Origin of the sequence: Amycolatopsis sp. NPDC051128 (assembly GCF_040682715.1) — a bacterium.
GTDB lineage: Bacteria > Actinomycetota > Actinomycetes > Mycobacteriales > Pseudonocardiaceae > Amycolatopsis.
In genome coordinates, this window is record NZ_JBFBBN010000001.1 from 87422 (window position 1) to 108327 (window position 20906).

Consider the following 20906-nt stretch of genomic DNA (forward strand, 5'->3'; position numbering starts at 1 on the left):
CGGCGATGGCCTGCTGCAGTTCAGCGAAGCGGGGCGGGAGAAGGAACCGGGAAAAGCCGGGTCTCCGACGCACCCGGGCGATCAGCTCCGTCGTGCTCGGCCCACAGCTGTCTCCTGCTCTCTGTCCGTCCGACCTTGCCGACGAGGCTGTCTGTGTCGGGGTCGAGGGTGCTGAGCTGTTCGCGTGCGCGCCGTAGCTGCGCGGCCAGCTCGGGGTGGGCCTTGTCGAGGTCCGTCAGGTCGGATCGGGAGTTCAACTGCGCGGCGAGCAGGACACCTCGGCCCAGCTCCGCAGCCTCCACTGCGCCGGTGGTGTCGTCGAGTGCGCAGTGGGCAGCCACTGCGTCGCCCACCAGGCCTTGGTGCTGGCCGAGCCGGTGCTCCTGGTCTGTCTGCTCACCTTCACGAGGCGCGATGAGCTGCATCGTCGCCACTGCGGTGTCGAACAGTTTCGCCGCGGCGGCATGGTCGTTCATTGCGTGCGCCAGCCGCCCCACCTCACTGGCGGCCCAGACCCGATCCGCCGGCGCAGTTGTCTCCGATGAGAGGACTGCGGCTAGCGCCTCGCGCAGCATTCCGAGGGGAGCGTCCAGTCCGCTCAGCTCGAATCGCTGCCTGTAGCCAGCTGCGAGAACTGCGACAGTTCTCGAACGTTGGGCGTCGTCGGCAGCGGTGACGGCCATGATCTCTTCCCCCAGCTCGATGGCCCGATCTAGGTCCGCCGGCACCTCAGCCTGCTCGAACCGGGCCTGGTAAGCACTACTGAGATTGAACATGCACCCGACCCGCACGGGATCGCCGTTGGGGGTGGCGGCCACGGCTTCCTCCCCCAGTTTGACGGCCCGGTCCAGATCGGCCGGCACCTCAGCGTGCCTGAACCGGACCTCGTAGGCGACACTGAGGTTGGCTAGGCATCCCACCCGCGCGGGATCGCCGTTGGGGGTGGTGGCCACGGCCTCTTCCCCCAGCTTGACGGCCCGGTCCAGGTCAGCCAGCGCCACGGAGCGTCTGAACCGCGCGGTGTAGAAGCCGCCGAGGTCGTTCAGCGCGCTCGCTCGGGCCGTATCACCAGCAGCGAAGGCCGGCAAGGCCTGCTCGGCCAACTCGATTGCCCGGTCCAGGTCGGCAAGCACCCCGACGCGCTCGTACCGCCGGGCGTAGGCGGAGGCGAGCGTGTTCAGGTGAAGGGCCACGCCAGCCCTGTCGGCAGGGGCGATCGTGTTTCCTTGGTCGGCGCTGACGGCTTTCCCGCCCAGTTCGATTGCCTTGTCCAGGTCCGTCGGCACCCCGAAACGTTCGAATCGTCGCCGGTAGGACGCACTGTGATTGGCCAGGATCTTCGCTCGTTCGGGGTGGTCGGCGGAGGCGGCTGCCACGGCTTCTTCCCCGAGCTCGATCGCCTGCTGCAGGTCCGCCACCTTCCCGAGGCGTTCGAACCGTGTTTGGTAGGAGATACTGTGGTGGGAAAGGATCTTCGCTCGTTTGGCGTGGTCGGCGGAGGCCGCTGCCACGGCTTCTTCCCCGAGCTCGATCGCCTGCTGCAGGTCCGCCACCTTCCCGAGGCGTTCGAACCGCGCAAGGTGAATATTCGCAAGATTGGCCAGCGATTCCGGACCCTTGGGGTGGCCCGCCTGCGTGAGGGCCAGTGCGCGTCTGCCGAGCTCGATCGCCCGGTCCAAATCCGCCGGGACCCCGAGAGTCTGATACCGCCCCAGATAGGAATTGGCCAAATGGGTTACCAATGCGGGCAGGTAGTCGGCGTCGAATGAGGGGATCAGGAGGACTTCCTCACTCAGCTCGATCGCGCGGTCCTGGTCCGCCTGCGCACCGATTCTCATGTACCGCTCCAGGTAGGCGGCAGCGAGATCCGGCAGCACCCGGTCGCGGTAGGGGTAGCCGCCGTCCATCGCCTGCTCCCGCAGTTCGATCGCGTGGTCGAGATCCGCCGGCGTCCCGGTGTGCTCAAAACGCAACCCATGGGCAGCGCCGAGGTCCACCAGCAGCGAAGCGAGACGGGGGTGGCCGTCGGGAGTGACTTCTGCCGCCCGCCGGCCCACCGCGATGGCCTGATCCAGGTCCGCCACCGCCCGGGTGTGCTGGTAACGGAACCGGTGAGCGATGCCGAGGTTGGCCTGTGCCCACACTTGGTGGGGATGGGCGTGGTCCGAGGCAGCGGTCAGCAAAGTGACGGCGGCATCGACGAGGCAGGGGTCGGTGCCGGTCTGCGGTTCCGCTAGGAAGGCGAGCGCGGGCCGGATCTGCATTTCGGGGTCGGCGCCAGGCCCGAGCAGCTCTTGCATCGGCTCCGGGAGCACGGCTTCACCGTCGAGCAGCGGCACGGCGATCTCGATGGCCCGGGCCAGTTCCCACAGATCGCGGCCGCGCAACGCGGCATATCGCTGGAGGTGGAGCCAGCACAAGGCATGGCAAGCCGTGGTCAGCTGCCGGTTGTGCTGTGCTGCCGGTTGTTCGGGGTTGGGCGACTGCACGGCCTCCCACAGTCGGACAGCGTCGGCTCGAGCCGATTCGCCGACCACGGCGGCAACTTGACCATTCCGGCGATAGCTCGCGACACGCTGCTGGACTCGATGCAGCAGCTCGTCGAACGACACGTCGAACCTCCTGTGCTACCCGCCACTGTTCCGTGAAGCACCTCACTCGGTCCCCCACGCCGGACGCCATCATGCCCGCGTGGGCGCCCGGGAGTCGAGAACGCAAGCGATCGGATCGGCGGGTACTTCGTCCTTGACCACGGACGCCATTCCTCCCGCGTTGTAACACTCGTCGGCAGCTCAGCAAGCTTCGCGACCGCCGAAACGAACTTGGTGATCCGGCCGATACAGGCGACGCTCCGGTCGCTTGGACGACTATACGATCCAACCGGACCAGTTCGGTGTAGCGAATCGGCCGCCGCCCGCGACCTGTTAGGCAAGAAACTAATGTTGTCGTCGGGTGGGGGTCGATTTTGGCTGGCCGAAGTAGTCGCGCAGTGTGGCTAGTTGCCGCAGGGATTGTGACATGGGCAGTGATCCACTTCGGTTTGCTGAACTGGCTCGGAGACACACACCGCCCCTGGCGCCCCATCGTAGAGGGGGTGAGCTGGGTCGCCGGAATCGGTGCGCTGGCAACACTCAGGTTTACATACTGGGCTATCCACACCTGTTCTCACCGCACCCGGCGTTCTTCTGCTCCGGCATCGAAGCCAGTGAAGCCCGCTGGATCACCAGCAAGGAGGACGCGCTCAACAACGAGATTTCCCAAGCAGTCAAGCGAATCCGAGATCCTCGCCTGCACTACATCGACACCTCCAATGCATTCCGCGATGGTGAGCTGTGCGCGAAGAACCACACTCAGTATGTCACCGGGCTGGTCGTGGACACGCACAACTGGGTCTACAGTTTCCACCCAACCGCAGCCGGCCAGCAGCAACTGGCCAACACGGTCAAGTCGGCTGTACTCAGCGGACGACTCTGAGCGATATCCCTCACCGGGACGTCGCAGCTCCCGTGATCACAACGCCCATGAGCTACTTCGGCCCGTCGACACAGAACCACGGGACATTGCTCATGAGCATCATCACCAAGGTCGCCAGTGCGCCGAAGCCCAGATTAGGCCTGGGCTTCGGCGCAAGGACGTTCAAGCCGATCAGACCATGCCGGTCCAGTACAGCGGGTTGGTTCGCTTGAACTTGACCTTCACCGTGATCTCGGCAGCGGTTGGCGGACAGTATCAGCACCATGCCGAGCGTGCTCTCGGCTCCCGCGAGCACGTCGGCCCGGCCGTGCGCCTGTCTCCGATTTGCAGTGCGTAATCGGTGACCTGCACCACCGCCGCGCCGTTCGCGGTCACGGCGAACGTGAACGGCCCGGCCTTGGAGCGCCTGCTTCGAGGTGTATTGACGGTGACGTCGAAGCGTAGGCCGCGTGTGAAGTCCTTCGTCCGCGCGGGGCCGGCGAGCAAGGAAACGCGGACGGCTTGCCGACGGTGCTGACCTCGCGCTTGCCGGCCCGTTCCTCTCCGAACTTCATCACCTGCCGCGGTGCGCTGCTGATGGGCTTCGCCGCGCTCGTCGGCGGAGTCTTGGGCGGGTTGGCCGGCGCTGCCCAGTAGGACCAGCCCGCCCCGCCAGGATCAAGGTCACGGTGGGGCGTAGATTCGAACCTGTCGTATTCGCATTCGAGTTGGTTCCGGACTCATCAGGTCCAGCCGCGAGCGAGGCGGAAGATCTGGCGGCCGGCGTGCTCGCGCACCTGACGGAGTCGGAGCGCGACGCAGTCCGTGTCCGTGCTGCGCACGTGCTCGAGGTCCCTGACCGGCCGGGCTGACGTCGCAGAACTTGAGGAGCCGGGCGAGCCGCGGCTTGGCCTCCGGCTGACATCGGGCTGTTGCACCGTCCGGGTCCGGATCAGCTACCGACAGCCGTGTCGGTCAAGACACTCGTTAATCGACCTCTCTCACCCGGCACTCCGGGGTACAACAACGTCGAGAGACCTCCTACCACGTCGCGGCACGACGGTTCTCCGCTGGCCGCTCTGGCCGCGGTTCGACATCACTCGTCGCGTAGGCGAGGCAGGCTAGGGACGCCATGCTGATCGTGCAGTACCCGAGCCATGCGGCATTGAGTCGGACAGTCGCGGATCTAGGCTACCAGCACGTCATGGCGTGCCTGTTGGTCTTGCCGGGTGATCGCGCGCCGTGGTGTGTCATGCGTCAGCGATCCTCGCGTCGCACCGTTGATAGCCGGCGACTCGAGGGGCGGCAGTATGGAGACACCTGATCTTCTCGGTGACTGGGTTCAGGGCGCACGCCGAAGGATTGCCCACCGTCCGCAGCGGGGAGCCCGAGGCGCGGTCAGGTTCGCGTTCTACGGTCGGACGTCAACGGTTGAACATCAGGATCCGGTGAGTTCCGCTGCGTGGCAGCGCGAAGCAGCCGAGACCTTGATCGCCAGGCACGGAGTGATCGTGGCCGAGTATTTCGACGCCGGGTGCTCACGGCGGTTGCCGTGGCGTGACCGGCCGGAGGCGGCAGCGCTGCTGGCAGCTCTTCCTGATCCGGATCGCGGGTTCGATGCGATCGTGGTGGGAGAGTACGAGCGCGCCTTTGCCGCGGACCAGTTCGAACAGCTGGCCCCCACACTCACCCGATACGAGGTGCAGGTCTGGCTCCCGGAGGCCGGCGGGCCAGTCGAGGCCGGCAGTCCCCTGCACCGGATGCTCATGACTTTACTCGGCGCACAATCGCAACGGGAGGTACTGCGCGCCCGACACCGGACACTGGCAGCGATGCGCGCCCAAGTACGCATCCAAGGTCGCTACTTGGGAGGGCGTCCACCATACGGGTACCGCCTGGTCGATGCGGGACCGCATCCGAACCGGACACACGCCAGCTGGGGGCGCCGACTCCAGCGACTCGATCCGGACCCGGTGACAGCACCGCACGTGAAATGGATCTTCGCCAAACGACTCAGCGGGCGAAGCGCCGCCGGTATCGCCCGCGAACTGAACGAGCGAGGCGTGCCGTGCCCGTCCACAGCGGATCCGGACCGCAACCGACACCGTTCCGGCCAAACGTGGTCACTCCGCACCATCGTCGAAATCCTCCGAAACCCGCGATACACCGGCCGAGAAGTATGGAACCGCGTCCCTGACCGCAACCAGCAAAACCTCGAAGCACCGCGCGCCATGGTGACCATCGCCGCCGGGCCCTCGCATCCAGCGCTGGTGAGCGAGCGGGATTTCATCGCTGTCCAGACTGTCAGGGTCAGCCGGACCGCGTCCGACGGCACGGAACGCGTCTACCGGCTGTCGGGCCTGGTGCAGTGCGGGTCCTGCGGACGCCGGATGGACTCACATTGGGTCAACGACCGCCCCGGCTACCGCTGCCGACATGGGTACACGAGCGCGCAGCCCCGGCCAGCCACAGGTCTCAGGAACCTCTACCTACGAGAGGACGACCTGCTCGCGCGCGTCGCCACGCACCTGCTCACCCAAGGCAACCCGGCCCAGGATGTTGTCGAGCACTTGCGTGCACACAAGCTGATGATCAACTGTGACGCCGGGACGCTGACGCTACGGTCCGTGGGAGATCAGCCAACAGGATTGCCCCACGGTTGATCGCGAGGCGATCGTCCATGGGGCAATGATGTGTCCGAGACGATCTTGCTCACTATCTACACGGCTAATTCTTGACTGACCTTGCGGCAGACTCCCGAGTCGAGGGTCGAGGGTCGAGGGTCAGAGTTTGAACTCAGGTGGTCCTTCGCACGAGGCCGGTGTAGCCAGCAAGAGCGAGCGTCGCCAGCCCCCAGATCATCGCTTGCGTGAGCCAGATTGCAACGGTGAATTTCGCGGCCAAGTTGGTGTCGGGGTTGAGATCGCAGCGGTTGCGGACACCGTTCGTTGCCAGCGGCAGGCCCCGGTCCAAGCCCAGGCCGATCAGTTCCACACTTGTACATGGCCTACCGGTGGCATCGGTGAAAGTGCCAGTGCGCTCGGCGATGTGATGCCCGCCGTCGGTGACGTGCCCAGCCCACAGACCAAGGCCGCCAGAGACTGCGAGAGTGATTAGGAGTGCTGCAGCAGTGCGTCGAGTCAGGTAGCCGTAGCCTGCAAGAACACCCCAGATCCAATGGAACCGCCGAGTCAACCAGTTGCCTAGAGCCTTCGGCGCTCGATCATAAAGGTCCCTCTGCTGAGCGATCAGAATCCGGCGGGCATTGCCATCGTGGCCAGCGGCCCGCTCTGCGGCTGCTAGCTGCTGATAAGGACCAGGTCGATATGCTTTTGTGTGGCAGCGGATAAGGTGTAGCCACTCCTGCCACGGCATGGCCCGATATGGCATCATTTCAAGCGCGCCAAATTGAAATCCGTTGATATCCACACATTTAGAGCGGTCGCACGATTGGTTGGGCCGAAATCCCGAACAGAGCACAGTGATCGGAAGAAAGACCTTCGACTCCACGTGCGTGTTTTCGATATCTAGCACTAAACCGTCGTCATTAGTGAACTCGGATTCCAGCGCACTTAGCATACCTCCGACCCGCGCGCCAATGAGGCGGATTGCACCGTGTCTGCCACCGCCGACGACGTGCACCTCGTCGAGGTTTAATCCAGCTTCAACCTTCAATTGGTCGGCAGACAGGGCAGATCCTGCACGATTGGTTATCTCCGCGCCACGAAGTATTAGCGCACCGCCAACATGAGCTTGGAAGAGTTGGATAGTTCCCCGCTCACTCACGCCACCAAGTCGGGCATTGCGCAGCCACATGTTGCCATCGACACGAAGGCCGGGCGCGAATAGCGCAGGACCAGTCTCGTTGATGATTTCAGTTCTACTCAAATCTAGCACGCCACCAATATGGGAACCAGGAAGTCGGACCGCGCCCGCGCTGCCAGTTCCAGTAACGCGAAGACTGTCGAGCCACATGCCCGATACGAGCCGAATGCCGTCAGCATAGACATTACCGACGCGACAATGCGCGAGGCGAAGCCAGGACAGACTAGCGTACCACGCAGTGATTGTACTAGTGACAACACAGGAGGTTACACTCAATCCAGTGCAAGCAGCGACATTGTCGAGGTCCAGCGTGCCGGTTATCCGCGCACCTTGGACTCTTATGCCCTTCGGGTCCAAGGTGCCACGCTGGCCCAACAGCATCTCGCGCAATAGCCGCGCCCGGATCTCATGTGCCGGATCGTTGTCTTCGGCGAGTTCCTCGACCGTAAGTCCAGAGCCCGCAGGTGCGTCGCCAGCGCGGGCAGCATCGATCAGTTCTCTCTCAAGCTCGGCCAGGTCATCTAGCATCGGCAGCGGCGAGTAGTCTGTCACATCAAGCGAGTCGCCGACCGGCGTTCGGATGCTACACGCACCGTCGCGCCGTGCGGACATCAGCAGGCGCCGCGGCTGCACGACCAGCGCGTTCAAGCCGCCAGGAACCGAGGGCGCGTGTAGCCTCAGCGCCCCGGACCGAGTTGATCTATAACCCCACGCTGAAGTTCGCGACCGACCTGCAGCTTGTGTGACCCACCTCCGTGCGGGAGATCTCTTGTGTTCGAGGAGATCATGCACTTACTTGAGCTCAGAGTCACTGGTACTCGATGTCGAGCACCGGTGGCAGCTCACCGGGCTGGCGAAACTGCTGATTACCACGGTGCTGACGATCCTGCTGGTGACACCGTTCGCGCTGGCCGCCAGCGCCGGCCGCGGCTACCTCCCTGACGTCGCCGCGATGGTCGCCGCGGTGTTCCTCGCCCAAGCGTCGCGCTGCTCGGCTATGGCGGATACTTCCCCTGGTCGGTCCCCGCGCTCTACACCGACATCTCCGGCCCCGACCGCGATCCATCCGGCCGCTCGGCTTCGTCCTCGTCGCCCTAGTCGGCGTCGCGGACGTCGCCGGCACCGCCGCCTGGTGGCGCCACGCCGACCACGACCACTAACCAACTGTCCAACCGGGCCGGTAAACACCAGTTCACTGTTGTCGGTAGCGGGGCGCCATGCCGCGCGCCGCCGCCTGCTGCACCAGCGCTGCGCGGCGAGCCGTTCATCCCTCCCGCACGGCTCCCCCGTGGTCCACGACAACGACCGGAACCGAGTCGGTCAGGTGGCCGACACCGGCTTACGCTCGTCGTCCTGCGGAGGGACCGTCGCTTCGTCGTCGGGGATGGTCATCCCATTGGCGCCCAACGGAGGAAGCTCCCCTTCGGCCCGTCTGACGAGATCATGCGCACCATGCGCTCCGAACATCGCCACCAACGACTGGATCAACACCACGCGCTGGGTGGGATGCAGGAAAGGCGCGAGGAATTCGCGGACGAGCTCGAAAAGACGATCGTCCAGTGTGGCGTCTTCCACCGGCTCGTCGGGCCGGATCTTGCCGGCGATTGTGTCCAGTTGTTGCATGACGTGGTCGACCTCCGCGGAATGAAGCTGTCCGGGGTCCTGCCGGATGAGCCAGGCAAAAGCCGCGCGTGGATCGGCCAGCATGGCGCGCACGACGTCGACTTGCGCGGCGATGTAGTCACCTCGCTGCCGGCGAGCCTGCGCCGCGGCGTCGTAGTCGGCCAAGGCAAGACGTCCTCGGTTGTCGAGGCCGACCGCGATGCCCGTCACCGCGATACACAGACCGAGATTCTTGTCGACGGGCACGTCGCTGCTGCACAGAGCGTCGCGAGCTGCCGCAGTGTCGGCGGGATGCATGTCCTGCAGCACGTCGGCGAAGTGCCGGCGTAGTTCTTGACGCGCCAAAGCTAGCGCACGTTCGCCGAGGCTGCGGATCCCGCCACCTGTCGCATCAGCGAGCTGGATCTCGGCCGTCGCCGTGACGTGGAACCTGATGCCGGGCAGGGTGCTGTCCAGCGATGCGGTGAACGTCGAGCGGGCCCGGCGACGGCCGGCGACCGAAAATTTCACTCGACGATCCGACGCACGATCTTCGTCAGCAGTGCCGACCTCTCGTCGGGAGCATGGTCGCCGCTCCGGCTCTCCGGACCGAGCACGTCGAGGAACAGTGGCGAACGGAGGTTACGACGCAGAACCCAAGCCAAGAGGGCTTCAGCCGGCTCGGCGATATCGCTGTTGCTCAAGGCGACACTTCCCCAGCTTCTGAGTACCCGCGCCGCCCGTTCCCCGAGTTCCGGTTGCTTTGTGGTGGTTTCCCAGCCGTGCCGAAGCCGAGCGGATGCCTCGTCATCGAGAGCGGCCTGGCGGAGAAGAGCTTCGAAGGATGCCGCCGGGGAAGCCGGGTCCATCAGCGCCAGGAAGCCGCGACCGGCCGCGAGTGTGCTGTCCGACTCCCACTGCAGAACTGCGGCGAGCAGCCGGACCGCGTCATCTGCCGTCACCGCGAGCCGGCGCAGCGCATCCACCGCGAGTTCATCGATGATGTCGGAAGCCGGGCCGGCGAGCAGCCATTTCAGCCTGATCAGACAAGCGTTGGGATTGTTCTGGCCGAACCTGCCCGCGCACATCTGCGCGACCATCTCCGCCAGCTGCGATGACGACGCGGATTCGCGCCGGCCGTAGGAGTAAGCCCAGGCCCTGGTCTTGTTCCGGACAGACGTGCCCAGCCTGCTGTCTTGTTCCGCGAGGCCGGTCAGCAGGTCGGCGACGAGTTCCCGGGTTTCCGGTGTGGAGTCGAGCCAGGACCGCACTGTGTCGACGGGATCGAACTCGGGATCGACACTCGTCAGCTCCGCCAGCCGTCGGCCGATGGTGGCCAGCCTGGCCCGTCCGGTTCCGCCGACACGCGTCAGCGTCCGGATCCAGCTGATGAGCGCGGTTTGCATCTGCGGTCGCTGCCGCCACACGTGCGGCAGCACGGCCGCGCTGAGCCCGTGCCGCACCTGGTCGAGCGACACACCCTCGCCGAAATTGCCAGCGCCCGAAATGCGAGCTAGCTGGGTATCCAGGTCGTCACCGGCGAGCAGCTCACCGGTCTGAGCGGGCACGGCGCGTCCGTCGAGCAACTCCATCGCGGCGCGCCACACCACCAACGGCGGTGCACCGTCCAGCACGGCCGCGGCGATGAGTAACGCGCGATCCACGACGTCGCGGTTGCTTCCGCTGAAGAAGTCACGCAGGTGCCCGCGCCACGCGCGGAACTCGTCGAGGATCCAGGCGACCGGTACTGGTTCATCGGCACCTTCCTCCTGCGCATCGCGGGCCTGGGCCGGCGCGTGTTCGATCGCGGCGGCCAGGCGAACAGCGTCACGGGGCAGCGTGCCACTCGTCAGGACCTCGGAACCGGCCAGTTTGTCGACCCATTGCGCGCGGGTGTCGAATCCGCGATAACGGAGGTGCGCGAGCACGACGTCGCGCGGCTTCGGGGCACTGACCTCCGCGTCGAAGTCGCTCAGCTGCGCGCCACAGCGCCGCCAGGCGCGATCGGTCATGGTGACGACCAGGCGCAGGCCCGGCCGTTCATCGACGTAGGAGCGGAGATCTTCACCGAACCCGACGGGGACCTGGTCGGCTTCGGTCTCACCGAGGTCGAGGAGGAACACCTGCTCGCGCGGAGCCGGCAACATGCCCGCGGCCGGTTTCTCCCAGTCCGCGACGAGCTCCCGTATCGGCCATCCGGCCGCGTCGGCCGGTGCCGTTCCGAGCTCCGCACCGCTGAGCAGACGCAAGGCAACGGTGCGCTTGCCGACGTGCTCGGGACCGGTGATGACCAAGAGCCTGCTCCGGCGCCACACAGCCGTGACGCGCTGCCACTCGCGGTCGTCGATCGGTGCGAAGCAATCCCGCGCGATTTCCAGCGGACGGCGCAGGCCCCGATCCCGCAGCACTTCACCGAAGTTGTTGACGATGTCACGGCCGGCCTGAGTGACCGAGCCGTGCGCGCCCGTCCGGCCGATCAGGACAGGACCCGGCCGATCGCCGGACTCGGTGCCGGCCGGGACCGAGTCGCCGAGTTCTTCCGCCGTCGTTACCGCGCCGGCTCCGGACTCTGCCGCACTCGGCAGTGTCCCGGCGGGTTCACCGCCAAAGTGGTCGGGCACGGTCACTTCGTCACCCCGCCGGAGTTGTCCCGACCCGCCTGGATGACGATGCCGCCGTCGCCGGCCGTCCCGATGAGCGAGCCGCGCGGGTAGGAGGCTTCCGGCTGGGCCGGCCGGTGCTCGTCGACGATCCGGGCCAGTTCCTCGGCGGCATCGGGGTGATCTTCGAGGAACACCTCGAGGCGACGCTTCCAGCTGGTGAGCAGCTCTCGTTCCTCGACGCTACGGTCTGGCGACTTCTCGAGCCGTTGAGCGGTTTCCTCGAGCCGGCGAACCTCGGGCGACTGCTCGGCCTGCTCCGGCTCGCCGCGTGTGAACAGCCGGACCAGCTGGGTGCGCAAGGCCTGTGCGGCTCCGCCGGCCAAGCCCTTGACCACGATCTGGGCCGCGGACTGCGCGAGGGTCGTGAAGTCAAGCGGGGAGTCCAACGTCTGCTCCTTCAATGGTCGTGACAAAGCGGATCGACTTCAGCTCGTCGGACAGGTTCGCCTCCCATTGCCCCGGATACGTAACTCACCTGATCGGATCAACTACTCGATGTGAGCCATCCGCGGAGTTCTGATATTTTCGAACTCACGTACTCTTCGCTTCCAACACGGAGACCGGCAGGGAGCAGCATGGACGGCGCGGAGGACTTCGCCCTACCCTGACCGAGTACGGCCTCCAGCGGATGACCGCCCGAGTGCTGGCGGTACTGCTGTTCACGGCGCCGACCACGACGCGCCACAGGTCGCCCTCCGCCACACGGCCAACGAACGCGCAGGCCTCATCGAGCGCCGCTGGTGGTTAGCCGCCGCGCTCTCGGCCTGACGCGACAAGCTCCTGCCTGCTGAGCTGCCCGACCTCTTGCAGGCATTCCTCGACAACCGCTTCCCGCTCACTCCCCTCACCGCGTGAGACCGGGCTCCCCAGCGTGGACGCACCGCTGACCAGGTCGGCGGATGGCGATCCGGGCACGAAACGACTGCGCCACCGGGCCATCCGGCAGCGGAGCTGTCCACCGATAGGACGGGGCACGAGCTACCGCGGCTGCCACAAGCGTGCAGTCGAAGCCCTGATCGATCTGCTCTGGTGCGGCATGGGCAAAACCTGAAGGGCTCCGAAGGCCCAGGGATCACCAGCTCGAACGGGCGAACCCACCGAGCTTGGGCTGCGGGAACAGGGGGGCAGCGAAGAGTGTCACCTGGTGACCACCAGGTGACCGCTGTCTGCAGGGCCATTCGCCGAATCCCAGGAAATGATCGAGACCAAGCAACCGCCCGCCGACACACCGCGCGAACAGCGCCGGAAGGACACGTCATGACCGCCTCCGCACCCACAGCCCCGACCGCACCCGGGGTGCGGTCCTGGTGGGGAATCCCGTTCGCCACCGCCGAGCGATACCGCCGTCCCGTCGTCGCGGCCTTCGACCCGGACCGCCCCTACGACCGCAAGGGTGTCGCCCCTGTTCAGCCCGACACCGGCGACTGGCTCGAAGCGGACAGCGGGACCGGCGAGGACTGCCTGAACCTGAACGTCTGGGCCCCCGCACAGCCGACCGGGACGGCACTACCGGTGGCGGTGTACATCCACGGCGGCGGCTTCGAGTTCGGCGCGAACACCCAGACCACCTCAAACGCCGCCGGTCTCGCCGCTTCCGGGCGTGTGGTGGGCGTGTCGGTCAACTACCGGCTCGGCGCGCTGGGTGCGGTCTCGCTCTCGCAGTACGGCGGGCGGCTCGCCGAGGCGAGCAACCTCGGCCTGCAGGACATCATCGCCGCGCTCACCTGGATCCAGCAGAACATCGCCTCCTTCGGCGGCGACCCCGACAACGTCACCGTCTACGGCCACAGCGCCGGCGCCTATTCCACGTTCGGGCTGCTCGGTGCGTCCGCCGCGGACGGCCTCTACCGGCGGCTCGCCGGGTTCTCCGCCGGACCCTCCCGGCTCCAGCCCGCCTGGTGGGCCGAGGAACTCGCGGACCGGTTCGTCACTGAACTCGGCGTCGCGGACAACCCTGACAAGCTGATCGACCTCGACCCGGCCTCCTTGGTGACCGCGCTGCACAAGGTCACCCCGACCGACCTCGGAGTCCGCGGCGGGATGGACAGCAAAAGCCTCGGGGTCGTCCTGGACACCGCCCAGCCCGGCGCAGTGCTGCACGCCCACCCCATGGACGTCCTCGCCTCCGGCACGCACCGCGACATCGACGTACTCCTGAGCTTCGCCAGCGACGACATGGGCTGGTGGGTGGCCAACGACCTCGACCGGTTCGACCCGCACACCGTCGACCGCATCACCGACGAAATCGCCGGCTGGCGCATCCCCCGCTCCCGCGCCAAGAAGCTCGTCGCAGCCTACGACCAAGACGGACGCACCCCGGCCGAGATCCGCGCCGCACTCCTGACCGACTACATCTTCGCCCTCCCCGCCGCCCGCGCCGCCCTGACCCACGCCGCCGCGGGCGGCAACGCCCACCTCCTCGCGATCGGGCCCGCCCAGGGCGCGCCCGCCGTGCACGGCACCGAGATGTACGCCCTGGTCGGCCAGCACCAGCCGGGCCGCAGCCCCGAACAAGCCGAGCGTGACACCCGTATCCGCGACATCGTGCTCGACTTCGCCACCGGCGAGCAGGCCCGCCTGTGGCCCGCCGTCACCGACCGGCCCACCGCGGAAAGCGTCGGCAACCTGCCCTTCGACGCCTTCGCCCACTACCAGGCCGCACTCGACCTGTGGGCGAACATCGACCGCCCCTGACGGTCACCGGCCACCACGAACACGACGAGGAACTCGACATGAATCAACCGACCACGGCCGGCGACGCCACACCGGCGACGATGCGAGCCGTCGTCGTCACCCGCCCCGGCGGCCTCGACGCACTCGAGATCAAGGATGTGCCGGTGCCCGTACGCAAGCCCGGCTGGGTGCGGATCAAGGTGAAAGCCTTCGGTGTCAACGAGTCCGAGGTCAGCACCCGCAAGGGCGAGTCCGACGCGGAGGTCACCTACCCGCGCATCCCCGGCATCGAAGGCGTCGGCGTGGTCGATGAAGCCGACAAGGACAGCGGACTGCGGCCGGGACAGCAGGTGGCCACGATGATGGGCGGCATGGGCCGCTCCTACGATGGCGCCTACGCCCAGTACGTGACCGTCCCCGCAGAGCAGGTCATCCCGTTCGAGACCGGCCTACCGTGGGAGGTCGTCGGTGCGCTGCCGGAGATGTTCCAGACCGCCTACGGCTCCCTCGCCACCGGCCTCGGCCTGCAGGCGGGACAGACACTGGTGATCCGCGGCGGCACCTCCACCGTCGGGCTGAGCGCGGCCACGATCGCCAAGGACCTCGGGGCCACCGTGCTGTCCACCACCCGCAGCCCGGAGAGGGCCGGGGAACTGCGGGCCGCGGGCGTCGACCATCCCCTCGTCGACAACGGCACCATCGCCGACCAGGTGCGCGAGCTGGTGCCGGACGGTGTCGACGCCGCACTGGAGCTGGTGGGCTGCTCGGTCCTCGCCGACACTCTCCGCACCGTCCGTCGCGATGGCACCGTCTGCTTCACCGGAGCTCTGGCGGGCCAGTGGACGATCCCCGACTTCACCCCGTTCCTGATCCCCACCGGGGTGCGGCTGACCTCCTACAGCGGGCAGGCTGCCGACCTCCCGGCCGACGTCTTCGCCCACCAGCTCCAGGCCATCGCCGCAGGGCGCCTCAAGGTCCCGGTCGCGAAGGTCTACCACGGCCTGGAGCAGATCCGTGACGCCCAGGCCGACCTCGAGTCCGGCACCACGCCGGGCAAGCACGTCGTCGTCCTTACTGACTGACCGTCTGGTTGCACGCACCTACAACTCAATGCCTTAAATGACCGATATAGGAGTGAAGTTACCCATTGTGGCCCGGAGAGTCGGGCCTTAGGAACCTGACGTTCACAAGCGCACGCCCGCCGCACGCGGTCGGCCAAAACGCCTCGGAAGGGACGCGGAATGAGCGTCGACAAGGTCGACAAGGAACAGATCAGCAAAACCGTTCTCGAGTTGGACAAGGAGTTCAACGAGCGGTGGAGTAACGGCGACAACCGCGGCTACCTCGACGCGTACACCGACGACGCCACCTACTTCGAACCAGCCGTCAAGAAGATGATCGTCGGCAAGGACAAGATCATCGCGTGGATCGACTCCATCTACTTCAACGAGCACATCGTGCGCAACGAGTACCTCAATCCACAGGTACACGTCAACGGCAGTGGCGACTTCGCGCTTATGGCGTACAACCTGAACACCTACATCCTCGACGAGAAGGGCAAGGAACAGTTGAACTGTGCCTGGAACACCTCACACGGCTACCAGCTCATCGACGGTCAGTGGCGCATCGTGCACTCCAACTGGGCGCTCACCCGGACCACAACCGAGGAGACCACCTCCTGACCGGAAGGGACCAGGGACGCTCAGACCGTCGCTGACTGACCGTCTGGGCACCTGAGGGTCGGGCACCTGTCAGTTCGCAGCCGCGGGAAACAGGCGCTCGACGGCCGCGACGATGGCAGCTGGGCACGCCGCCAGGAACCTGGGGCGATCCTCGTCGTGCGGGGGTTGCAGGTCGGGTTGCGCAACCCAGGCTGTGGCGATCTGGTGGACGAAGACCAGGATGTCGACCGGGTCCCAGTCGGCGTCCAGCTGGCCGGCTTCCTGGGCCTCGCGGAGTTGCTCGATCTTGCGGGTCAACGATTCCCGGAAGGTGTCGTTGGGAAGGGAGTCGCCGGCGTCGAGCTCCAGTTGGCCCCAGCCCATGAGCAGGAAGCGGTCGGGGTGGTCGATGTAGTAGTCATGGAGGCGGCCGGCGTAACCGGGCAGGTCGGTGAGGTCCATGCGGGTCGCTTCGGCCACGGCCGCCAGCTCCTGTGCGGAGACGAACCGGTAGAGGGCCACCTTGCTGGAGGAGTAGGCGTAGACGCGTTCCTTGCTGGTCTTGGCGGCACTCACAGAGTCCAAACTGAACTGTTTGGTTTGACATCGGGAGAGATCCACATGCAACACTGGATGCTCGGCACCCAGGGCCTGACCGTCTCGGCGATCGGCTACGGGTCGATGGGCCTGACGATGGGCTACGGTCCCGGTGACGAGGAGGCGGGCATCGCCGCCATCCGCCGCGCCCACGACCTGGGCGTCACCTTCTTCGACACCGCCGAGCTCTACGGCTGGGGCACGAGCAACAACGAGGTTCTGCTCGGCAAGGCGGTGAGCGACTTCCGCGACGAGGTCGTATTGGCCACCAAGTTCGGCTTCGTACAGACCGAGCGGGGCCTGGGCCTCAACAGCCGCCCGGACAACATCCGCACCGTCACCGACAACAGCCTGCGCTATCTCGGCGTCGAGCAGATCGACGTCCTCTATCAGCACCGCGTCGACCCGGACGTGCCGATCGAGGACGTCGCGGGCACCGTCAAGGAACTGATCGACGCGGGCAAGGTGAAGTACTTCGGCCTCAGTGAGGCCGGCCCGCAGACTATCCGTCGCGCGCACGCCGTCCAGCCGGTGTCGGTCCTGCAGACCGAGTACTCGCTCTTCGAGCGCGATGTCGAGCAGCTCTTCCCGGTCCTCCAGGAGCTCGGCATCGGCTTCGTCCCCTATTCGCCCCTCGGCCGCGGCTTCATCACCGGTACCGCGAAGCCCGCGGCAGAGTACGACGCCACCGACTTCCGCAACACCAACCCTCGCTGGCAGCCCGGCAACTTCGAGAAGAACGTCGAAGCCGTGGACCGACTCGGCCGGCTGGCCACCGCCAAGGGCATCACCGTCTCCCAGCTCGCCCTGGCCTGGCTGCTCGCCCAGGGCGAGCACATCGTCCCGATCCCGGGCACCCGCAGCGCAGCCCGCGTGGAGGAAAACGCCCACGCGGCCGACGTCACCGTCACCGAGGGCGATCTCGCCGCGATCCGCGAGATCCTCCCGACCGGCGGATTCGGCGCCCGCTACGCCGAAGAACACATCCCCGACTGGGTCTGACCCAACCCGAGCGGGCCTCCGAATCGCTCGGAAGGCCGGCTGAGCGCCCCGTTGCCCGGGCCAGTCAGGGGTGCGGGGGTCGGCGCGGCGCCCTGGTCACGGGTGAGTCCTCGCTCCGCGGGCCGCGAAGGCGGCCGGGGTGAGACCGGTGCGGTCGCGGAAGAAGCGGCCGAAGTTCGCCGGATCCGTGAAACCGAGGTGAGCGGCCACGGCCCGGGCGTCCCACTGGGCGGCTCCCAGCAGGCGCCGGGCTTCGAGCAGCCGCCGCTCGTTGATGAGTTCACGCACTCCGTGGCCGGTGGCGTCCTGGGCGGCGCGGCTGAGGGTGCGGACCGAGCAGCCGAGCAGTTCGGCGTAGTCCGCGGCCAGGTGCAGCTCGCGGAAGTGCAGCTCCAGGGCGTCCAGGAACCGTCCGTAGGTGTCACCTCGGCTTCCGCCGGCCGTCGGGTCGGGGGCAGCGACGCCGAGGGAATTGGCCAGGCGCAGCAGCAGCGATTCGAGCAGGCTGCGGCGCAGGGCGTGGTGGACATCGAGAGGGCGGCGTCCGAGCGCCCGGTGTTCGTCCAGGAGCTGGAACGCCGTCTGCTGGAGCCAGAGCGTGTCATCGGGGTGCGGGGTCAGCACGGCGGGGGCGTCGTGCGCGGTGAGCGGGGCCAGCAGGCGCGCGGTGGCGGACGTCAGGAGGTCCGGCTCGAACAGGATGAACGGGCCGCGGGCGGTGCCGGGCGGGTGCCAGCACTGCGCGTGCCCGGGACGCACCCACAGCCACTGGCCGGGCGCAACGGTGCGCGTGACGTGGTCGACGTCGTGCTGCAGGGAGCCCTCGGTGACGAGGATCAGGTAGTGGAAGGTCGCGCGGCCCGGAAGCGGCGGGTTCCACGGCCAGTCGTCGTGCTGGGCGAAGAAATCCTCGACGGTGATCACCTCGAGGCCGTACGGAGTGCCGACCGGGGGCCGGAAACCGTACAACGGAACCGCCACCGGTTCGCTCGCCCTGGAATGTCGCTTGTCGACCATCACGTGTCCGCAGTCTACCGCTGTCTTGATCGAATTGGCGGGAAGGATGGGATGTGCCGCAGCCCGTCACCACCCGAGAAGGCCCCATGAACGGATCGACCCTGCAGAAGACCGCCGCCGACTGCGCCGAGGAACTTCCCGGAGCTCGGCTGGAGCACCCCTTCGGCCCCGACTGGGAAGTCTTCAAGGTCCGCGGCAAGGTGTTCATGCTGATGACCGAAGTCCCGGGGCGCCCCGTCGTGATCCTCAAGGCCGACCCCCGGCGAGGCCCTCGCCCTGCGCGAACGCAACAGCCACATTACCCCCGGCTACCACATGAACAAGAAGCACTGGATCACGCTGGAGGACGGCGAGAGCATCGACAAAACGCTGGTCGAGGAGCTCGTCACCGACTCCTACCTGCTCGTGGTCTCCGGCCTGCCCAAGGCCGAGCAGCCTGTCGACCCGCACACCTACGGCAGCGGCACGCGGGCGGCTCGGTGAGCGCGGCCGGCGGCCGGCTTCAAGACGCCGCACGCGCCACGGCCCTCGCGCTGCCCGGGACGGACCACGGTTACCCGTTCACCGAGCACTTGGACGTGTACATGGTGGCGGGCAAGGTGTTCCTGATCGTCACCGACGACCCGGACGACTAGATCATCACGGTCAAGTGCGAACCCGAACACGCCCGCGCAAGAACGCGGCTATGCCACGATCACACCGGGCCGCTATCTCGACAAACGGCATTGGATCTCGTTGGGGCCGGGCCCCGGCATCACCAAGCGACTGGTCGTCGACGCGGTCGAGAACTCCTACGACCTGGTCGTCGAACGGCTACCGCGACGCGACCGCCCAGAGGCTCGATGAGCGCCGCGAGCCTTCCCGCCGGCGGCTGAGCCCCACGCTCGTCCGTGTCCCGTGCAACGCTTGTCGCGTCCGCACACGTCCGCCTTCGATCCGAGAGTCCGATGGAACCGACCGAACCGACCCTGCCGCTATCCGCGACCGGAGGCGGGGTTGCCCGGTCTCATCGAGCTGTGCCCGCGGTCCGCGCTAGCGGGCGAAGAGGGCGTTGACCTGCTGGTTGGCCGCCTTGAGCGAGTCCGGTCCGGCCGTGAGGCTCATGATCGCATCCATGGCCGGGTTCATCACCGCCTGCAGCTCGGTCCAGTGCTGGGCCACCGGGGCCAGGTGCGTGCTGTTCCGGTCGATCGGTACCTGGAACGACGCCGTGTCGATGCCCTGCTTGGCGAAGGCGTCCTTCGAGACATGTGCCGAGGACTCCACCGCGGGGAAGGCGACGCCCTCGGCCGCGATCAGATCCTGGCAAGCCTTGGACCCCAGGAACGCCAGCAGCTTCTTGGCTTCGGCGGGGTGCTGGGTACCGGCCGCGATGTTGTCCGCGAGCCCGTTGAACATGGACGCCCGCTGGCCGTTCGGGCCGGCCGGCACCGGGGCGATCGTCGTCTTCACGCCCTTCAGCTCGAAATAGGTCTTCGTGTTCCAGCTTCCCTCGGTGACCATCGCGTACTTGCCCGCGCCGTAGTTGTCGGGCTGGCGCCCCACCTTGCCACCGCCGGCCACCTGGAGCGTCGGCATGAAGCCCTTCTTCGCCAAGGACTGGAACCACCCGATCGTCTCGACGAACTTCGGATCGTCGTAGTTCCACTGTGTGCCCCACGGGTTCTTGTCGGAGTGGGTCCAGCCGTCGCTGAAGGCGTACTGGCTCCATTCCGTCTGCCCGAAGCCGCCGCCGGACCCGTTCAGGCCCAGGCCGTACACCGCGACGTTCGCTTTGTCGAAACCGGGCTGGTCACCGCGGACGCCCTTCTTGTCGACGGTCAGGTGGGCGATCGTCTTCTCAAACGTTCCGCCGTCCCGCGGATTCCACGCCAACGAGTTCAGCTGCTGCGCCGTGATCCCGGCGTCGTCGAGCATTTTCTGGTTCGCGAAGACCGCGACGGTGTCGTAGTCCTTCGGGAGGCCGTAACGCTTGCCGTCCTGGCTGACCCACAGGTCAGCCAGGCCCTTGCGGTAGATCGACAGGTCTGCCTGCTTCGACTCGACGACGTCGTCGATCGGCATGATCTGGTTCTGGCCGGCCAGCTCCGGATAGTGGTTCAAGTGCGAGACGAACACGTCCGGGCCTTCACCGGACACCAGGCCCGCCGCGAGGGTGGTCCAGTAGTCGTCCCAGCCGTATTGGGAACGGCACGATGAGCAACAGCGGGATCCGGCCAGGCAGCGACAACGCGAACCCGAAGACCGCGCCGGTCGTGGTGATCAGGAACGCCGTCGCCTTCCACTGCTGTTCACCGAGGTGCAGAATCTCCGCCCGCAGCGCGACGAACTCGGCAAGCGGGCCAGTGTGCTCATCGACGGGCTTGCGTCGAAACAAGACCGGCTCCAATCCTCGCGTGACCGCTGGTCCCGA

18 protein-coding genes and 1 pseudogene are annotated in these 20906 nt (G+C 66.8%); 9 read left to right on the forward strand and 10 right to left on the reverse strand.

Annotation, left to right across the window (positions count from 1 at the left end):
- Positions 1 to 20 precede the first annotated feature (20 nt).
- A complete protein-coding gene (locus AB0M82_RS00415) occupies positions 21 to 2612 on the reverse strand; it encodes a tetratricopeptide repeat protein (RefSeq protein WP_364716035.1) in 2592 nt (863 codons plus the stop codon).
- Positions 2613 to 3018: 406 nt separating this feature from the next.
- Between AB0M82_RS00415 and AB0M82_RS00420 the strand changes: the two genes are divergently transcribed.
- Together AB0M82_RS00420 and AB0M82_RS00425 are read left to right on the forward strand one after the other, a co-directional pair.
- Positions 3019 to 3474 carry a hypothetical protein gene (locus AB0M82_RS00420; protein ID WP_364716037.1) on the forward strand — a complete coding sequence of 152 codons (456 nt, stop codon included), beginning with the start codon at positions 3019 to 3021 and terminating at the stop codon, positions 3472 to 3474.
- Positions 3475 to 4814: 1340 nt separating this feature from the next.
- Entirely contained in the window at positions 4815 to 6116 is a 1302-nt protein-coding gene (locus AB0M82_RS00425) for a recombinase family protein (protein ID WP_364716693.1), read from the forward strand.
- Positions 6117 to 6249: 133 nt separating this feature from the next.
- Here AB0M82_RS00425 and AB0M82_RS00430 read toward each other — a convergent pair whose 3' ends face one another.
- From AB0M82_RS00430 to AB0M82_RS00450, 5 genes are all read right to left on the reverse strand, one after another.
- Positions 6250 to 7926 carry a hypothetical protein gene (locus tag AB0M82_RS00430; protein ID WP_364716040.1) on the reverse strand — a complete coding sequence of 559 codons (1677 nt, stop codon included), beginning with the start codon at positions 7924 to 7926 and terminating at the stop codon, positions 6250 to 6252.
- Positions 7927 to 8086: 160 nt separating this feature from the next.
- Positions 8087 to 8257: a hypothetical protein gene (locus AB0M82_RS00435; protein WP_364716041.1), complete on the reverse strand. Its 171-nt coding sequence runs from the start codon at positions 8255 to 8257 to the stop codon at positions 8087 to 8089.
- Positions 8258 to 8598: 341 nt separating this feature from the next.
- Complete coding sequence (locus tag AB0M82_RS00440; protein ID WP_364716044.1) at positions 8599 to 9411, reverse strand: hypothetical protein; 813 nt, start codon at positions 9409 to 9411, stop codon at positions 8599 to 8601.
- Entirely contained in the window at positions 9408 to 11507 is a 2100-nt protein-coding gene (locus AB0M82_RS00445; protein WP_364716046.1) for a hypothetical protein, read from the reverse strand. Before AB0M82_RS00445 ends, AB0M82_RS00440 begins: the two co-directional genes overlap by 4 nt.
- Positions 11504 to 11929: a hypothetical protein gene (locus AB0M82_RS00450; RefSeq protein WP_364716049.1), complete on the reverse strand. Its 426-nt coding sequence runs from the start codon at positions 11927 to 11929 to the stop codon at positions 11504 to 11506. The genes AB0M82_RS00445 and AB0M82_RS00450 overlap by 4 nt, the downstream gene beginning before the upstream one ends.
- A gap of 769 nt (positions 11930 to 12698) precedes the next feature.
- On the opposite strand from AB0M82_RS00450, the gene AB0M82_RS00455 reads away from it, so the two are divergent.
- The 3 genes from AB0M82_RS00455 (at position 12699) to AB0M82_RS00465 (ending at position 15898) form a co-directional block, all read left to right on the forward strand.
- Positions 12699 to 14237 carry a carboxylesterase family protein gene (locus AB0M82_RS00455; RefSeq protein WP_364716051.1) on the forward strand — a complete coding sequence of 513 codons (1539 nt, stop codon included), beginning with the start codon at positions 12699 to 12701 and terminating at the stop codon, positions 14235 to 14237.
- Positions 14238 to 14275: 38 nt separating this feature from the next.
- Complete coding sequence (locus tag AB0M82_RS00460) at positions 14276 to 15298, forward strand: zinc-binding dehydrogenase (protein WP_364716053.1); 1023 nt, start codon at positions 14276 to 14278, stop codon at positions 15296 to 15298.
- 159 nt (positions 15299 to 15457) lie between these two features.
- The gene (locus AB0M82_RS00465) at positions 15458 to 15898 is read left to right on the forward strand and encodes a nuclear transport factor 2 family protein (protein ID WP_364716055.1); all 441 of its coding nucleotides are present in this window, start codon (positions 15458 to 15460) and stop codon (positions 15896 to 15898) included.
- 69 nt (positions 15899 to 15967) lie between these two features.
- On the opposite strand, the gene AB0M82_RS00470 is transcribed toward AB0M82_RS00465, so the two are convergent.
- Positions 15968 to 16453: a TetR/AcrR family transcriptional regulator gene (locus AB0M82_RS00470; RefSeq protein WP_364716057.1), complete on the reverse strand. Its 486-nt coding sequence runs from the start codon at positions 16451 to 16453 to the stop codon at positions 15968 to 15970.
- A 45-nt stretch (positions 16454 to 16498) separates the two neighbouring features.
- Between AB0M82_RS00470 and AB0M82_RS00475 the strand changes: the two genes are divergently transcribed.
- On the forward strand, positions 16499 to 17476 hold the full coding sequence (locus AB0M82_RS00475; protein ID WP_364716060.1) for an aldo/keto reductase: 978 nt from the start codon (positions 16499 to 16501) through the stop codon (positions 17474 to 17476).
- A 96-nt stretch (positions 17477 to 17572) separates the two neighbouring features.
- Here the strand turns inward: AB0M82_RS00475 and AB0M82_RS00480 are convergent, their stop codons facing one another.
- Complete coding sequence (locus tag AB0M82_RS00480) at positions 17573 to 18457, reverse strand: AraC family transcriptional regulator (protein WP_364716062.1); 885 nt, start codon at positions 18455 to 18457, stop codon at positions 17573 to 17575.
- Positions 18458 to 18579: 122 nt separating this feature from the next.
- Here AB0M82_RS00480 and AB0M82_RS00485 point away from each other — a divergent pair.
- From AB0M82_RS00485 to AB0M82_RS00495, 3 genes and pseudogenes are all read left to right on the forward strand, one after another.
- Positions 18580 to 18687 (forward strand): annotated as a pseudogene (locus AB0M82_RS00485) (MmcQ/YjbR family DNA-binding protein); the annotation flags it as partial.
- 121 nt (positions 18688 to 18808) lie between these two features.
- On the forward strand, positions 18809 to 18976 hold the full coding sequence (locus AB0M82_RS00490) for a hypothetical protein (protein ID WP_364716065.1): 168 nt from the start codon (positions 18809 to 18811) through the stop codon (positions 18974 to 18976).
- Entirely contained in the window at positions 18973 to 19128 is a 156-nt protein-coding gene (locus AB0M82_RS00495) for a hypothetical protein (RefSeq protein ID WP_364716715.1), read from the forward strand. The genes AB0M82_RS00490 and AB0M82_RS00495 overlap by 4 nt, the downstream gene beginning before the upstream one ends.
- 397 nt (positions 19129 to 19525) lie before the next feature.
- On the opposite strand, the gene AB0M82_RS00500 is transcribed toward AB0M82_RS00495, so the two are convergent.
- Both AB0M82_RS00500 and AB0M82_RS00505 read right to left on the reverse strand, forming a co-directional pair.
- Entirely contained in the window at positions 19526 to 20632 is a 1107-nt protein-coding gene (locus tag AB0M82_RS00500) for a sugar ABC transporter substrate-binding protein (RefSeq protein ID WP_364716068.1), read from the reverse strand.
- Entirely contained in the window at positions 20622 to 20870 is a 249-nt protein-coding gene (locus tag AB0M82_RS00505; RefSeq protein ID WP_364716071.1) for a hypothetical protein, read from the reverse strand. The genes AB0M82_RS00500 and AB0M82_RS00505 overlap by 11 nt, the downstream gene beginning before the upstream one ends.
- Between the last annotated feature and the right edge of the window lie 36 nt (positions 20871 to 20906).

Coding starts and splice junctions, on each gene's coding strand:
- AB0M82_RS00460 (WP_364716053.1), top strand. CDS start 14,276: ATGAATCAACCGACCACGGCCGGCGACGCCACACCGGCGACGATGCGA.
- AB0M82_RS00490 (WP_364716065.1), top strand. CDS start 18,809: ATGAACAAGAAGCACTGGATCACGCTGGAGGACGGCGAGAGCATCGAC.
- AB0M82_RS00465 (WP_364716055.1), top strand. CDS start 15,458: ATGAGCGTCGACAAGGTCGACAAGGAACAGATCAGCAAAACCGTTCTC.
- AB0M82_RS00475 (WP_364716060.1), top strand. CDS start 16,499: ATGCAACACTGGATGCTCGGCACCCAGGGCCTGACCGTCTCGGCGATC.
- AB0M82_RS00420 (WP_364716037.1), top strand. CDS start 3,019: ATGGGCAGTGATCCACTTCGGTTTGCTGAACTGGCTCGGAGACACACA.